This window comes from Pseudomonas sp. R84 (genome assembly GCF_009834515.1).
In the GTDB taxonomy this organism is placed as follows: Bacteria; Pseudomonadota; Gammaproteobacteria; order Pseudomonadales; family Pseudomonadaceae; genus Aquipseudomonas.
Genome location: NZ_CP019426.1, coordinates 4,783,590 through 4,797,246, shown reverse-complemented (window position 1 = coordinate 4,797,246; position 13,657 = coordinate 4,783,590). Strand labels below are relative to the sequence as shown.

At 59.1% G+C, this 13,657-nt stretch carries 13 protein-coding genes; 11 read left to right on the top strand and 2 right to left on the bottom strand.

Features of this window, described 5'->3' with window-relative positions; all coding sequences use genetic code 11:
- Positions 1-153: 153 nt before the first annotated feature.
- Complete coding sequence (rne, locus tag PspR84_RS21165) at positions 154-3,399, bottom strand: ribonuclease E (RefSeq protein ID WP_160059016.1); 3,246 nt, start codon at positions 3,397-3,399, stop codon at positions 154-156.
- Positions 3,400-4,098: 699 nt separating this feature from the next.
- Here rne and rluC point away from each other — a divergent pair.
- From rluC to sppA, 3 genes are read left to right on the top strand one after another with little or no spacing between them, the layout of a single operon-like run.
- Complete coding sequence (gene rluC / locus PspR84_RS21160; RefSeq protein ID WP_038364486.1) at positions 4,099-5,058, top strand: 23S rRNA pseudouridine(955/2504/2580) synthase RluC; 960 nt, start codon at positions 4,099-4,101, stop codon at positions 5,056-5,058.
- Positions 5,045-5,707, top strand: coding sequence for an HAD-IA family hydrolase (locus tag PspR84_RS21155; RefSeq protein ID WP_160059015.1), 663 nt, complete (start codon positions 5,045-5,047; stop codon positions 5,705-5,707). The genes rluC and PspR84_RS21155 overlap by 14 nt, the downstream gene beginning before the upstream one ends.
- Positions 5,708-5,731: 24 nt before the next feature.
- Positions 5,732-6,721: a signal peptide peptidase SppA gene (sppA, locus tag PspR84_RS21150; RefSeq protein ID WP_160059014.1), complete on the top strand. Its 990-nt coding sequence runs from the start codon at positions 5,732-5,734 to the stop codon at positions 6,719-6,721.
- Between the two features lie 85 nt (positions 6,722-6,806).
- On the opposite strand, the gene PspR84_RS21145 is transcribed toward sppA, so the two are convergent.
- Complete coding sequence (locus tag PspR84_RS21145) at positions 6,807-7,385, bottom strand: nucleoside triphosphate pyrophosphatase (RefSeq protein ID WP_160059013.1); 579 nt, start codon at positions 7,383-7,385, stop codon at positions 6,807-6,809.
- A 105-nt stretch (positions 7,386-7,490) separates the two neighbouring features.
- On the opposite strand from PspR84_RS21145, the gene PspR84_RS21140 reads away from it, so the two are divergent.
- From PspR84_RS21140 to pabC, 8 genes are all read left to right on the top strand, one after another.
- Positions 7,491-8,018 carry a YceD family protein gene (locus tag PspR84_RS21140; RefSeq protein WP_160059012.1) on the top strand — a complete coding sequence of 176 codons (528 nt, stop codon included), beginning with the start codon at positions 7,491-7,493 and terminating at the stop codon, positions 8,016-8,018.
- Positions 8,019-8,031: 13 nt separating this feature from the next.
- Positions 8,032-8,214 carry a 50S ribosomal protein L32 gene (rpmF, locus tag PspR84_RS21135; protein ID WP_003179396.1) on the top strand — a complete coding sequence of 61 codons (183 nt, stop codon included), beginning with the start codon at positions 8,032-8,034 and terminating at the stop codon, positions 8,212-8,214.
- Positions 8,215-8,218: 4 nt separating this feature from the next.
- Positions 8,219-9,229 carry a phosphate acyltransferase PlsX gene (plsX, locus tag PspR84_RS21130; RefSeq protein ID WP_160059011.1) on the top strand — a complete coding sequence of 337 codons (1,011 nt, stop codon included), beginning with the start codon at positions 8,219-8,221 and terminating at the stop codon, positions 9,227-9,229.
- Between the two features lie 123 nt (positions 9,230-9,352).
- On the top strand, positions 9,353-10,291 hold the full coding sequence (gene fabD / locus PspR84_RS21125; RefSeq protein WP_160059010.1) for an ACP S-malonyltransferase: 939 nt from the start codon (positions 9,353-9,355) through the stop codon (positions 10,289-10,291).
- A gap of 16 nt (positions 10,292-10,307) precedes the next feature.
- On the top strand, positions 10,308-11,051 hold the full coding sequence (gene fabG, locus PspR84_RS21120) for a 3-oxoacyl-ACP reductase FabG (RefSeq protein ID WP_008086267.1): 744 nt from the start codon (positions 10,308-10,310) through the stop codon (positions 11,049-11,051).
- Positions 11,052-11,247: 196 nt separating this feature from the next.
- Positions 11,248-11,484 (top strand): acyl carrier protein, encoded by a 237-nt coding sequence (acpP, locus tag PspR84_RS21115; protein WP_003442511.1) that lies wholly within the window; start codon positions 11,248-11,250, stop codon positions 11,482-11,484.
- Positions 11,485-11,595: 111 nt separating this feature from the next.
- Complete coding sequence (fabF, locus tag PspR84_RS21110; RefSeq protein ID WP_093435430.1) at positions 11,596-12,840, top strand: beta-ketoacyl-ACP synthase II; 1,245 nt, start codon at positions 11,596-11,598, stop codon at positions 12,838-12,840.
- Positions 12,840-13,655 (top strand): aminodeoxychorismate lyase, encoded by an 816-nt coding sequence (gene pabC / locus PspR84_RS21105; protein WP_160059009.1) that lies wholly within the window; start codon positions 12,840-12,842, stop codon positions 13,653-13,655. The genes fabF and pabC overlap by 1 nt, the downstream gene beginning before the upstream one ends.
- Positions 13,656-13,657 lie beyond the last annotated feature (2 nt).

Below are 13,657 nucleotides of genomic sequence, written 5' to 3'. Positions count from 1 at the left end.
GAAAACCGCGCAAATCGGCGCCCTTTCCCCCTCGTCCCTTGGTGAAAAGGCTGGGGGCGAGGGGGTTGGATCTAGAGTCCACCACAAAAAATCGAGGCATAAAAAAGCCCCGCCAGGTTTTCACCGGGCGGGGCTCTTTATTGGCTTTGGAAATTACACGAGTGGTTTAGGCTCGTGTTCTTTTTCCTCGGCTTCCTGGTGCTGCTCGACCGCGTCCTGAACGGAGCGTGGTGCTTCAGCGATCACCGCTTCGACAACCGCTTCTTCAGCGACCGGGGCAGGCGCTGCCTCGACCACTTCAGCAACCGGAGCAGCAGCGGCAGCCAGTTCGGCTTCCTTCTGCAGACGCTCTTCTTCACGCTTGCGACGACGCACTTCACGTGGGTCGTTCGGCGCGCGGCCGCTTGGTGTCAGGGCGCTGACCGGAGCCGGTGCTTCAACCACTGGAGCTGGCGCTTCGGCAACGACAGGTGCTTCGACAACCGGTGCTGGTTCAGCAACGACCACTGGCTCGGCAACTTTGCTCTCTTCAACCACAGGAGCTTCAACCACCGGGGTTTCGAACACTGGCGCTTCAACAACCGGTGCCTCAACCACTGGCGCTGGTGTTTCAGCAACAGCCGGCTCGGCGACCCAGTTGAAAGCGGTCTGCTCTTCGCGAACTTCACGCACGGTTTCGGTCACGGTTTCAGCGACGGTTTCAACCACCGGCTCGGCAACCACGGCTGGAGCTGGCTCTACCTGAGGCAGGGTTTCCTGAACCGGTGCCACTTCGACTTCCGGAGCAGCAATCACTTCCACTGGCGTAGTCGCTTCAACAACTGGCGCTTCCACTGGAGCAGTTTCCTGCACAGTGGCGGTGGCGAGTTCAGCTTGCTCGTGGGCTTGGGCTTCCGCCGGAGCACTGATCACGGTGCTGGCAACGGCTGCGGTAACAGCCAGGCCTGCGGCCAGATCGGCGGTGCTTGGCTCTTCAGCGTTTTCGCCGGCTTCGGATTCTTCCGAACCTTCTATCACGTTACCGTTGGCATCACGCTGACGCTCACGACGGTTGCTGCGACGACGCTGACCGCGCGAACGACGACGTGGACGATCGCCTTCGGCGTTCTCCGAACCGTCTTCCGGCAGTTGCTCTTCGTTGCTGTTCACTTCTTCTTCAGCGACGGCAGCAGCGGCCTGTTCGGCGCGTGGCTGACGCTCTTCACGCGGCGGACGCGGTGCGCGTTCTTCACGTGGCTGACGGGCCGGACGCTCTTCAGCGACAACGGCTGCGGTAGCTTCAGCCACTGGAGTGGCGTCCAGAGGCTCGCGCAGTTCACGTACACGTTCTTCACGCTCGCCACGTGGCTTGCGGTCTTCACGCGGTGCACGTGGAGCACGTTCTTCACGCGGAGCACGAGGAGCGCGTTCTTCACGGGCAACTGGCGCTTCGGTACGGGCTTCACGAGGCTCGCGGACTTCACGGGCTTCACGTGGCGCGCGCTCTTCGCGTGGCGCACGTTCTTCACGTGGGGCACGTTCTTCACGTGGGGCACGTTCTTCGCGCGGCTTGCGTTCTTCATCGCGGCGACCGTTACGGTTGCGGCTCTGCTGACGACCGTTGCGACGCTCTTCGTTGCGGGCCGGACGTTCGGCGGCTGGTTTTTCAACCACAACCGGAGCGGCTGGCTCTTCTTTGGTGGCGAACAGGCTGACCAGCGATTTCACCAGGCCTTTGAACAGGCTTGGCTCTGGCGCGGTAACCGGGGCCGGTGCTGGAGCGGCAGGCGCGGCGGCTTCGGTCGGAACCGGAGCGTTGGCACGGGCCGGTGCAGTTTTAACGGCTGCTTCCTGGCGAACCAGGGTGCGGGTCGCAGCGGCTGGCTGAACTTCTTCGACTTCAGCAGCGGCAGCAGCGATTTCGTAGCTGGACTGGTTGGTCGCGGCTTCCGGGCTGTCGTCACGCAGACGCTGAACTTCGAAATGCGGGGTTTCGAGGTGGTCGTTCGGCAGAATGATGATGCGGGCACGGGTGCGCAGTTCGATCTTGGTGATCGAGTTGCGTTTTTCGTTGAGCAGGAACGCGGCGACCGGGATTGGCACCTGAGCGCGCACTTCGGCAGTGCGGTCTTTCAGAGCTTCTTCTTCGATCAGGCGCAGGATCGCCAGCGACAGCGATTCAACGTCGCGGATGATGCCGGTGCCGTTGCAACGCGGGCAGACGATGCCGCTGCTTTCGCCCAGCGACGGACGCAGGCGCTGACGGGACATTTCCAGCAGGCCGAAGCGCGAGATGCGGCCGATCTGCACGCGAGCACGGTCGGCTTCCAGGCATTCGCGGACTTTCTCTTCCACGGCGCGCTGGTTCTTGGCAGGGGTCATGTCGATGAAGTCGATGACGATCAGGCCGCCGATGTCGCGCAGGCGCAACTGACGGGCGATTTCTTCGGCGGCTTCAAGGTTGGTCTGCAGAGCGGTTTCTTCGATGTCGCTGCCTTTGGTGGCGCGCGCCGAGTTGATGTCGATGGACACCAGGGCTTCGGTCGGATCGATGACGATGGAGCCGCCGGAAGGCAGTTCAACGACGCGCTGGAAAGCGGTCTCGATCTGGCTTTCGATCTGGAAACGGTTGAACAGCGGCACGCTGTCTTCGTACAGCTTGATCTTGCTGGCGTACTGCGGCATCACCTGGCGGATGAAGGTCAGGGCTTCGTCCTGGGCTTCAACGCTGTCGATCAGCACTTCGCCGATGTCCTGGCGCAGGTAATCGCGGATCGCGCGGATGATCACGTTGCTTTCCTGGTAGATCAGGAAAGGCGCGGAGCGATCCAGCGAGGCTTCTTTGATGGCGGTCCACAGTTGCAGCAGGTAGTCGAGGTCCCACTGCATTTCTTCGCTGCTGCGGCCCAGGCCGGCAGTGCGCACGATCAGACCCATGTCGGCCGGTGCAACCAGGCCGTTCAGCGCTTCACGCAGTTCGTTGCGCTCTTCGCCTTCGATGCGACGGGAGATGCCGCCGGCACGCGGGTTGTTCGGCATCAGCACGAGGTAACGACCGGCCAGGCTGATGAAGGTGGTCAGGGCTGCGCCCTTGTTGCCACGTTCTTCTTTTTCGACCTGAACGATGACTTCCTGGCCTTCGCTCAGGACGTCCTTGATGTTGACGCGGCCTTCAGGAGCTTTCTTGAAGTATTCGCGGGAGATTTCTTTGAGGGGCAGGAAGCCGTGGCGCTCGGAGCCGAAATCGACAAAGGCAGCCTCAAGGCTTGGTTCGATGCGAGTGATGCGGCCTTTATAGATGTTGGCCTTCTTCTGCTCGCGTGCACCGGATTCGATGTCCAGGTCGTAGAGGCGTTGGCCATCTACCAGTGCAACACGCAACTCTTCGGGTTGAGTTGCGTTAATCAGCATTCTTTTCATGTAGTACCGTCGGTTTCCGGGCTGCCGGAAACGGCGTTCGGCACACACGACTTCTCACGGTCGGTGTCAGGTGCGTCGGGAGTGGTTGGCCATTCCCGTGTCCAGCGATATGCGGCCAATTGGGCCGATATAGCGACGTACGCGTCCTGCTTGCTGTGGCTACTTAAGCACTCAGTCAGGAGGAGGAATCAACCAGCGGCTGTGGACGAGATGAAGCGTCTTGATAAAGCCTATTGCTACACAGTCCAGCGGTTGTGCATCTCCACCCTACACGTATCCCTGATAATTCGGGTGCTGCCGCGCGCAGAATCCGCAGCGGGTTGGCATTTACCGTGAGCTCCGAAAGGGGAGGTCACGCATCATGGCTAATTCAGGCGTTGTTTCCGAAGCATTCGCTCGGGGTCATCTGCAGCTGACTGCACTTTGTGAACTGGCCTTGAATGTGTGCCTGCCAGGCGAGTAAAAACTCCGCTCGGCGGTGTAATTCAGGCCTCATGTCACCTGCGCTTGTTACAACTGCAAACTCCACCGTTACGTAGCGAAAGCCCCGTAGGACGGCCTCGCGTCCTGGTGAATTGCGTTGGTCAGGGCCGGTTTTTGACCGTGGTTCCTCTGTCCAGGCCGCTTTTGGCGGCGTTCGCGACTATAGCAGTAATGATTAAGTGCTTCAATTCCATAAAAATTGTTATCATCCGCGGCATGACAACTACTGCCCCTTCGACTCCAGGCGTTCAATTGCTTGAAGTCTCGCCGGAGTATGCCGGCCAACGAATCGACAATTTCCTCCTCGCTCGGCTCAAAGGCGTGCCCAAGACCTTGATTTACCGCATTTTGCGCAAAGGCGAAGTGCGTGTGAACAAAGGTCGGATCAAGCCCGAATACAAGCTGCAGGCTGGCGATATCGTGCGCGTGCCGCCGGTTCGCGTGCCTGAGCGCGATGAGCCGGTGCCGCTGGCACAGGGTCTGTTGCAGCGCCTGGAAGCTTCGATTGTCTTCGAAGACAAAGCCCTGATCGTGATCAATAAGCCCGCCGGCATTGCGGTTCACGGCGGTAGTGGCTTGAACTTCGGGGTGATCGAAGCCTTTCGTCAGTTGCGTCCCGATGCCAAAGAGCTGGAATTGGTACACCGTCTCGATCGTGATACCTCCGGCCTGCTGATGATCGCGAAAAAGCGCAGCATGTTGCGCCACTTGCACGAGCAATTGCGCGGCGATGGCGTCGACAAGCGCTACATGGCGCTGGTGCGTGGCAACTGGGCGACCTCGATCAAGAAAGTCAGTGCGCCGTTGCTCAAGAGCAATCTGCGTTCCGGCGAGCGCATGGTTGAAGTCAACGAAGAAGGCAAAGAAGCCCTGACCATGTTCAAGGTGCTGCGCCGTTTCGGTGATTTTGCCACCATGGTCGAGGCTAAACCGGTTACCGGTCGTACCCACCAGATTCGCGTGCACACCTTGCATGCTGGCCATTGCATCGCTGGCGACAGCAAGTACGGCGATGAGGATTTCACCAAGGAAATCCGTGATCTGGGCGGTAAGCGCCTGTTCCTGCACGCTTACATGCTGACCGTGCCGCTGCCCGATGGTGGCAAGCTGACCTTGCAGGCACCGGTCGATGAAATGTGGGCCAAGACCGTGGAGCGATTGAGTGCGCCCATCTGATTACAAGCTGCTGATTTTCGATTGGGACGGCACGCTGGCCGATTCCATCCATCGGATCGTCGAGGCGATGCACTCTGCATCCGGGCGCTCCGGTTTCGAGTTGCGTGATGATTTTGCCGTCAAAGGCATTATCGGTCTGGGCTTGCCCGAGGCGATTCGCACGTTGTACCCCGAGATCAGCGATGCCGAAATGACCTTGTTTCGCGAGTATTACGCCGATCACTACATCGCTGCAGAGGCCGTGCCTTCGCCGTTGTTCGAAGGGGTAGTCGAGTCGATGGCGTCGTTTCGTGAGCAGGGCTATCACCTCGCTGTCGCCACCGGCAAAAATCGTCGCGGCCTGGATCGGGTGCTCAAGGCCAATGGCTGGGAAGATTATTTCGATATCACCCGCGCTGCCGATGAAACTGCCAGCAAACCGCACCCTCTGATGCTGGAGCAGATCCTTGCGCATTGTGGTGTGCGTCCGCAGCAGGCGCTGATGGTTGGTGATTCGTCCTTCGATCTGCTGATGGCGCGTAACGCGGGGATGGATTCGGTCGCGGTCAGTTATGGCGCGCAATCGATCGAATCGCTGCAGCAGTTCGAGCCACGTCTGTCGATCGACCGTTTTTCTGAATTGCATGCCTGGCTGGGGCAGCAGGCTTAATACGTTTTTGCTGGGGTGGATGGCATGACCGACGAATGGAAAGCACCGGCCAAGGCAAGTGCCGACGGCGGTGACGAGAAAAGCTGGAAGCTGTTGGAAAAGACCCTGCTCGCCGGTGTGCAAGAGCAGCGTCGTTCGCGGCGTTGGGGGATCTTCTTCAAGCTGCTGACATTTGTTTATCTGTTTGTTGCGCTGATTTTGTTCACGCCGCTGATGGACATGGAAAAAAGCGCCGCGCGCGGACCGAACTACACCGCGCTGATCGACGTCACCGGCATGATCGCCGACAAAGAGCCGGCCAGCGCCGACAACATCGTCGGCAGCCTGCGCGCGGCGTTCGAGGACAAGAAGGTCAAGGGCGTGATCCTGCGGATCAACAGCCCGGGCGGCAGTCCGGTGCAGTCGGGTTATGTGTATGACGAGATCAAGCGTCTGCGCGGCCTGCACCCGGAGATCAAGGTGTATGCGGTGATTTCCGATCTGGGTGCGTCCGGTGCTTATTACATCGCCAGTGCGGCGGATCAGATTTACGCCGACAAGGCGAGTCTGGTCGGTTCGATTGGTGTGACGGCGGCCGGTTACGGTTTTGTCGGCACCATGGAGAAACTTGGCGTCGAGCGTCGTACGTACACCTCGGGCGAGCATAAGTCGTTCCTTGATCCGTTCCAGCCGCAAAAGCCTGAAGAGACAGCGTTCTGGCAGAGCGTGCTCGATACGACGCACAAGCAGTTCATCAACAGCGTCAAGCAGGGGCGTGGTGATCGTCTGAAAGACAAGGATCATCCAGAGCTGTTCTCTGGGTTGGTCTGGTCGGGCGAGCAGGCGCTGCCGCTGGGATTGATTGATGGTCTGGGCAATGCCAGTTCGGTGGCGCGGGATGTGATTGGCGAGAAGGAGCTGGTGGACTTCACCGTTCAGGAATCGCCGTTCGATCGCTTCTCGAAGAAGCTCGGTGCCAGTGTCGCTGAGCAGTTGGCGATGTGGATGGGGTTCCACGGGCCTTCGTTGCGCTGATTCGTTGTAAAGATCAAAGATCGCAGCCTGCGGCAGCTCCTACACAGATCGGTGTAGGGGGTGCCGCAGGCTGCGATCTTTTGCTTTACGGGATCTGCACGCCTTCGATCAGCAGCATGTCGATCAGGCGAATCAGTGGCAGGCCGATCAGGCTGGTGGCGTCAGGGCCTTGGGTGGACTGAAACAGGCTCACGCCAAGGCCTTCCGCCTTGAAGCTGCCTGCGCAGTCGTAAGGTTGTTCAATGCGCAAGTAACGTTCTATGCGCGCCTGATCCAGTGTGCGCATGTGTACGGTGAACGGCACGCAGTCGACCTGGCATTGCCCGGTTTTGCTGTTAAGCAGGGCCAGGCCGGTCAGGAAGGTCACGCTGGCGCCACTGGCGGCCATCAATTGTTCGCGAGCCTTTTCGAAAGTATGCGGCTTGCCGATAATCTGCTCGCCGAGCACGGCGACCTGGTCCGAACCGATAATCAGATGAGCGGGGTGGCTGTCGGCCAATGCCCGGGCTTTTTGTTCGGCGAGGCGTTTGACCAGTTCGATCGCTGATTCATCTGGGCGGTGGCTTTCATCGATATCCGGCGAGCTGCAGACGAACGGCAGGTGCAGGCGGGCGAGCAATTCGCGACGATATGTCGAGCTTGAAGCGAGTAATAAAGGCAGCATTCGCGTCTCCTGAGGCAGATGCGAATTCTAGCGGAGGCACGCAAGTGACGGACAGGGCACAATTTCCTTTGACATGGGTGGGTGCATCCCTATAATGCTGCGCCTATGTTGAATGACCCGATTCCACCTCACGTTGACCCGCGCAAATTGGCTGATCGTGGCACCACCCTTCAAGGTGAAATGCTGCTGGCCGATTTGGAGAGACTCTGCGACCCGCTTTCCGACAATGTCGGTACGGTGCAGGCGAAATTCGTTTTTGAACGAGATGAACGTAAATCTGTGGTAATTCACAGCTTTATCGACACCGAGGTCAAAATGGTTTGCCAGCGTTGTCTTGAGCTGGTCACCCTGCCGATCCACAGCGAATGCAGTTATGCTGTGGTGAAAGAGGGTGCGAATACCCAGTCGTTGCCGAAAGGTTATGACGTGCTGGAACTGGGCGAAGATCCATTGGATCTGCAGTCACTGGTCGAGGAGGAGCTTCTGCTCGCCTTGCCCATTGTGCCTGCTCATCATCCGGAAGAATGCCAGCAGCCGGCGGGTCTCGATGAGCCCGAACCGAGCGAGGACGAGTCAACGCGGTCCAACCCGTTCAGTGTATTGGCGCAGTTAAAGCGTGACCCAAACGTTTAGGAGTTAATCAATTATGGCTGTTCAGCAGAACAAAAAATCCCGCTCTGCCCGTGACATGCGCCGTTCGCACGACGCTCTCGAGGCTAGCACCCTGTCTGTAGAAAAAACCACTGGTGAAGTTCACCTGCGTCACCACGTATCGCCAGAAGGCGTATACCGTGGCCGTAAAGTGATCGACAAGGGCGCTGACGAGTAATCACTTGTCCGCTCAGGTCATCGCGATTGACGCAATGGGCGGGGACTTCGGTCCCCGCAGCATTGTTCAGGCCAGCCTTGCTTGCCTGTCTGCTACGCCCTCGCTGCACCTGACCCTCGTCGGTCAACCCTCCCTTCTTGAAGAATTGCTCAACGGCCAATCGGCTGCCGATCGCGCGCGCCTGACGATTGTTGCGGCCAGCGAAGTCATCACCATGGACGAAAAACCGACCCAGGCGTTGCGTGGCAAGCCGGATTCGTCGATGCGTGTCGCTCTCGAACTGGTGCGTGACGGCAAGGCTCAGGCGTGTGTCAGTGCCGGTAATACCGGTGCGCTGATGGCGCTGTCGCGTTTTGTGCTGAAGACGTTACCCGGTATTGATCGTCCGGCGATGGTTGCCGCGATTCCGACGCAGAAGGGTTATTGCCAGTTGCTCGATCTGGGCGCCAACGTCGATTGCAGTGCCGAGCATCTGCTGCAGTTTGCGGTAATGGGCTCGGTGGCGGCGCAGACGCTGGGTATTCATCGCCCACGCGTCGCGCTGTTGAACATCGGAACCGAAGACATCAAGGGCAATCAGCAGGTCAAACTCGCTGCGACGCTGTTGCAGGCTGCTCGCGGTATCAACTATATCGGCTTCATCGAAGGCGACGGTTTGTATCGTGGCGAGGCCGATGTCGTGGTGTGTGACGGTTTCGTTGGCAACATCCTGCTCAAGTCCAGCGAAGGTCTGGCGACGATGATCGCGGTGCGTATCGAGGCGTTGTTCAAAAAGAACGTCGCTTCCCGTGTGGTCGGTGCCTTGGCGCTGCCATTGATGAAGCGCTTGCAGGCGGATCTGGCGCCAGCGCGACATAACGGCGCGAGCTTTCTCGGTTTGCAGGGCATCGTCGTGAAAAGTCACGGTTCGGCCGGGGTGCAGGGCTTTCAGAGTGCGATTCAGCGGGCGCTGATCGAGATTCAGGAGAATCTGCCTGAGCGCCTCCACGGTCGTCTGGAGGATCTGTTGTCTTAGGCGTTTTCGTCGGACAATGCTTAAATGTGACCGCCCGGTTCAAAGGGCCATCCAACTGTCAGTTTCTTGCGTCCCCCAGCGGGGCGTCATTTTCCGACGACAAGATCATTAGGGGCTTGTTACATGTCTGCTTCCCTCGCATTCGTCTTTCCAGGACAGGGTTCGCAGTCCCTCGGCATGTTGGCCGAGCTGGGCGCGGAATATCCGTCGATCCTCGAAACGTTCAAAGAAGCTTCTGAGGCTCTGGGCTATGACCTGTGGGCGCTGACCCAGCAGGGCCCGGAAGAGCTGCTCAATCAAACCGATAAAACCCAACCTGCCATTCTGACCGCTTCGATCGCCCTGTGGCGTCTGTGGCTGTCTGAAGGTGGTGCGCGTCCGGCTTTCGTTGCCGGTCACAGCCTGGGTGAATACAGCGCGTTGGTCGCTGCTGGCAGCCTGACACTGGCTGACGCGGTGAAGCTCGTTGAGCGCCGTGGTCAACTGATGCAGGAAGCGGTTCCGGCCGGGCAGGGTGGTATGGCTGCCATCCTCGGTCTGGAAGACGCTGACGTGCTGGCGGCCTGCGCTGAAGCTGCGCAAGGTGACGTGGTCAGTGCCGTCAACTTCAACTCGCCAGGTCAGGTGGTGATTGCCGGTGCCAAGGCAGCCGTTGAGCGGGCCATTGAAGGCTGCAAGGCCCGTGGTGCCAAACGCGCCATGCCGTTGCCAGTGAGCGTGCCATCGCACTGCGAGCTGATGCGCCCGGCAGCCGAACGCTTCGCCGAATCCATTGCCGCCATCGACTGGCAGGCGCCGCAGATCCCGGTCGTACAGAACGTCAGCGCGCAAGTGCCGGCCGATCTGGAAACCCTCAAGCGTGACCTGCTCGAACAACTGTACAAGCCAGTGCGCTGGGTCGAGTCGGTACAGACTCTGGCCGCCAAGGGCGCGACCAATCTGGTCGAATGCGGCCCGGGCAAAGTCCTGGCCGGTCTGAACAAGCGTTGCGCCGAAGGCGTCGCGACATCCAACCTCAATACCCCAGACGCTTTCGCTGCCGCTCGTGCAGCGCAAGCCTGAATCAGGAGAAACTTGCATGAGTCTGCAAGGTAAAGTTGCACTGGTCACCGGTGCAAGCCGCGGTATCGGCCAGGCTATCGCACTGGAACTGGGTCGTCAGGGCGCCATCGTTGTTGGCACCGCGACTTCCGCTTCGGGCGCTGAGCGCATTGCGGCAACCCTGAAGGAAAACGGTATTCAGGGCACTGGCCTTGAGCTGAACGTTACCAGCGATGAATCGGTCAGCGCAGTACTGGCGAGCATTCAGGAACAGTTCGGTGCGCCAGTGGCGATCCTGGTCAATAATGCCGGCATCACCCGCGATAACCTGATGATGCGCATGAAAGACGATGAGTGGTACGACGTGATCGATACCAATCTGAACAGTCTATTCCGCCTGTCCAAGGGCGTTCTGCGCGGCATGACCAAGGCGCGTTGGGGGCGAATTATCAGTATTGGCTCGGTGGTGGGTGCCATGGGCAACGCAGGCCAAGTAAACTATGCAGCCGCCAAGGCCGGTCTGGAAGGTTTCAGCCGTGCAATGGCGCGTGAAGTCGGTTCGCGTTCGATTACGGTCAACTCGGTAACTCCAGGGTTTATCGACACCGATATGACGCGCGAGCTGCCTGAAGCACAGCGTGAAGCCTTGCAGACGCAGATTCCGCTGGGTCGTCTGGGACAAGCTCAAGAGATCGCGTCTGTGGTCGCTTTTCTTGCATCCGACGGTGCGGCATACGTCACTGGGGCTACAATCCCGGTGAACGGTGGGATGTACATGTAAGTAAAATGTGACGGATTGCTTCAAAAAAATGTCATACGAGCTGTCTAAAATCCGTTATAAAGCTGCAATCTATTTATAGGCAGAGGGCTGCAGGGTTTGAGGAGTGAAGCTTTCAGTTGAAAAACTGAAAAGTCTTTCTATACACTTACCCACTGGCCAGCTGCCTGAATTTGTCCATTAGGAGTGAAAACAAGGTATGAGCACCATCGAAGAGCGCGTCAAGAAAATCGTTGCCGAGCAACTGGGTGTTAAAGAAGAAGAAGTGGTTAACACCGCTTCCTTCGTAGAAGACCTGGGTGCCGACTCCCTTGACACCGTTGAGCTGGTGATGGCTCTGGAAGAGGAATTCGAGACCGAAATCCCTGACGAAGAAGCTGAGAAGATCACTACTGTACAAGCTGCAATCGATTACGTTACCAACCATCAGGCGTAATAGCTTGTAATCGTTGTTTGCTGTCATGGAAAAACCGCACTGCCATCATGGCGTGCGGTTTTTTCTTTAGGCCTGATGCAAAGTCGTCGTCATTTGAAAAAGGAGAGTGCTGTGTCGCGTAGACGCGTCGTAGTCACCGGTATGGGTATGTTGTCGCCACTGGGCACGGATGTGCCGAGCAGTTGGCAGGGCATTCTGGCTGGCCGCAGTGGCATTGGTCTGATCGAACACACCGACCTTTCTGCCTATTCCACCCGCTTTGGCGGCTCGGTAAAGGGCTTCAATGTCGAGGAATACCTGTCGGTCAAGGAAGCGCGCAAGCTCGACCTGTTCATTCAGTACGGCCTCGCCGCAGGCTTTCAAGCCGTGCGCAACGCCGGTCTGGAAGTCACTGACGCCAACCGTGAACGCATTGGCGTGGCCATGGGTTCGGGGATCGGCGGTCTGACCAATATCGAAGAAACCAGCCGTACTCTGCATGAGACGGGCCCGCGTCGAATCTCGCCATTCTTCGTGCCAGGCTCGATCATCAATATGATTTCCGGTTTCCTGTCCATCCACCTGGGGGCACAGGGACCTAACTACGCCATCGCCACTGCATGTACCACCGGTACGCACTGCATCGGCATGGCGGCACGCAACATCATGTACGACGAAGCCGACGTGATGATTGCCGGCGGTGCCGAAATGGCCGCATGCGGTCTGGGCATGGGTGGCTTCGGCGCGTCCCGTGCGCTGTCGACCCGCAATGACGAACCGACCCGCGCCAGCCGTCCATGGGATAAGGGCCGTGATGGTTTCGTCCTGTCCGACGGTGCCGGTGCACTGGTTCTCGAAGAGCTGGAACACGCCAAGGCGCGCGGCGCGACCATCTATGCTGAACTCATCGGCTTTGGCACCAGTGGCGACGCGTTCCACATGACCTCGCCACCTGCCGACGGCGCCGGTGCAGCACGCTGCATCACCAACGCGCTGCGCGATGCGAAGATCAACGCCGATCAAGTGCAATACATCAACGCTCACGGTACTTCGACTTCGGCCGGCGACCTCGCCGAAGCCAATGCGATCAAGACCGTGTTCGGTGATCACGCCTACAAACTGGCAGTGAGCTCGACCAAATCGATGACCGGTCACCTGTTAGGTGCGGCGGGCGCGGTTGAAGCGATCTTCAGCGTTCTTGCGATCAACAGCCAAGTGGCACCGCCGACCATCAACCTCGATGAGCCGGATGAAGGCTGCGATCTCGATTTCGTGCCGCACACTGCGCGCAACATGGACATCGATGTCGTGCTGTCCAACTCCTTCGGTTTTGGCGGCACCAACGGCACCTTGGCGTTCCGCCGGTTCGCAGGCTGATGGACAGCTGGGTCGACGGTCAACCGGCTGACACTCTGTCGCTGAAAGATCGCGGCCTGGCTTACGGCGACGGTCTGTTCGAGACCATCGCCGTGCGTAGGGGCCAGCCGATCCTGCTGGATCGACACCTGACGCGCCTGGCCGATGGCTGCTCGCGTCTGGCCATTGCGGCGGATATCGAGCTGATCCGTCACGAGCTGCTGAGCTATGCGGCAGCGATGGGCGAGGGCGTGCTCAAGCTCATCCTCACCCGTGGCGACGGTTTGCGCGGTTATGCGCCCGACCCGACGGCGCCGGGCCGCCGCATTCTGCAAGGCAATCCTCCAGCGGCTTATCCTGCTGTGCATGCTGAACAAGGCGTTCGCCTGTTCCCGTGCAGCACCCGCCTGGCCAAGCAGCCGTTACTCGCCGGACTCAAACACCTCAATCGCCTTGAACAGGTTCTCGCCCGTGCCGAATGGCAGGACAGCGAGCACGCCGAGGGCTTGATGCTTGATCAGGTCGGTCGAGTGATCGAGGGTGTGTTCAGTAATCTGTTTCTGGTGCGTGACGGTGTGCTGATCACACCGGACCTGAAGCGCTGTGGCGTCGCCGGTGTGATGCGCGCCGAAATATTGTTTCAGGCCGAGTCACTGGCCATTCCCACGCAGATCGCCGACATCAGCCTCGAACAGCTGCAATGGGCCGATGAAGTGTTTGTCTGCAACAGCGTGTATGGCGTCTGGCCGGTACGCGCCTGTGCTGCACTGAGCTGGCCGGTTGGCCCGCTCACCCGTAAACTGCAAACCATTGCCCGCGCCCTACTGGATGCCTGATT

Excerpts from the sequence above, each read along its gene's own strand:
- rne (WP_160059016.1), bottom strand. The coding sequence starts at position 3,399 with ATGAAAAGAATGCTGATTAACGCAACTCAACCCGAAGAGTTGCGTGTT.
- rluC (WP_038364486.1), top strand. The coding sequence starts at position 4,099 with ATGACAACTACTGCCCCTTCGACTCCAGGCGTTCAATTGCTTGAAGTC.
- sppA (WP_160059014.1), top strand. The coding sequence starts at position 5,732 with ATGACCGACGAATGGAAAGCACCGGCCAAGGCAAGTGCCGACGGCGGT.
- PspR84_RS21145 (WP_160059013.1), bottom strand. The coding sequence starts at position 7,385 with ATGCTGCCTTTATTACTCGCTTCAAGCTCGACATATCGTCGCGAATTG.
- PspR84_RS21140 (WP_160059012.1), top strand. The coding sequence starts at position 7,491 with ATGTTGAATGACCCGATTCCACCTCACGTTGACCCGCGCAAATTGGCT.
- rpmF (WP_003179396.1), top strand. The coding sequence starts at position 8,032 with ATGGCTGTTCAGCAGAACAAAAAATCCCGCTCTGCCCGTGACATGCGC.
- fabD (WP_160059010.1), top strand. The coding sequence starts at position 9,353 with ATGTCTGCTTCCCTCGCATTCGTCTTTCCAGGACAGGGTTCGCAGTCC.
- fabG (WP_008086267.1), top strand. The coding sequence starts at position 10,308 with ATGAGTCTGCAAGGTAAAGTTGCACTGGTCACCGGTGCAAGCCGCGGT.
- acpP (WP_003442511.1), top strand. The coding sequence starts at position 11,248 with ATGAGCACCATCGAAGAGCGCGTCAAGAAAATCGTTGCCGAGCAACTG.
- pabC (WP_160059009.1), top strand. The coding sequence starts at position 12,840 with ATGGACAGCTGGGTCGACGGTCAACCGGCTGACACTCTGTCGCTGAAA.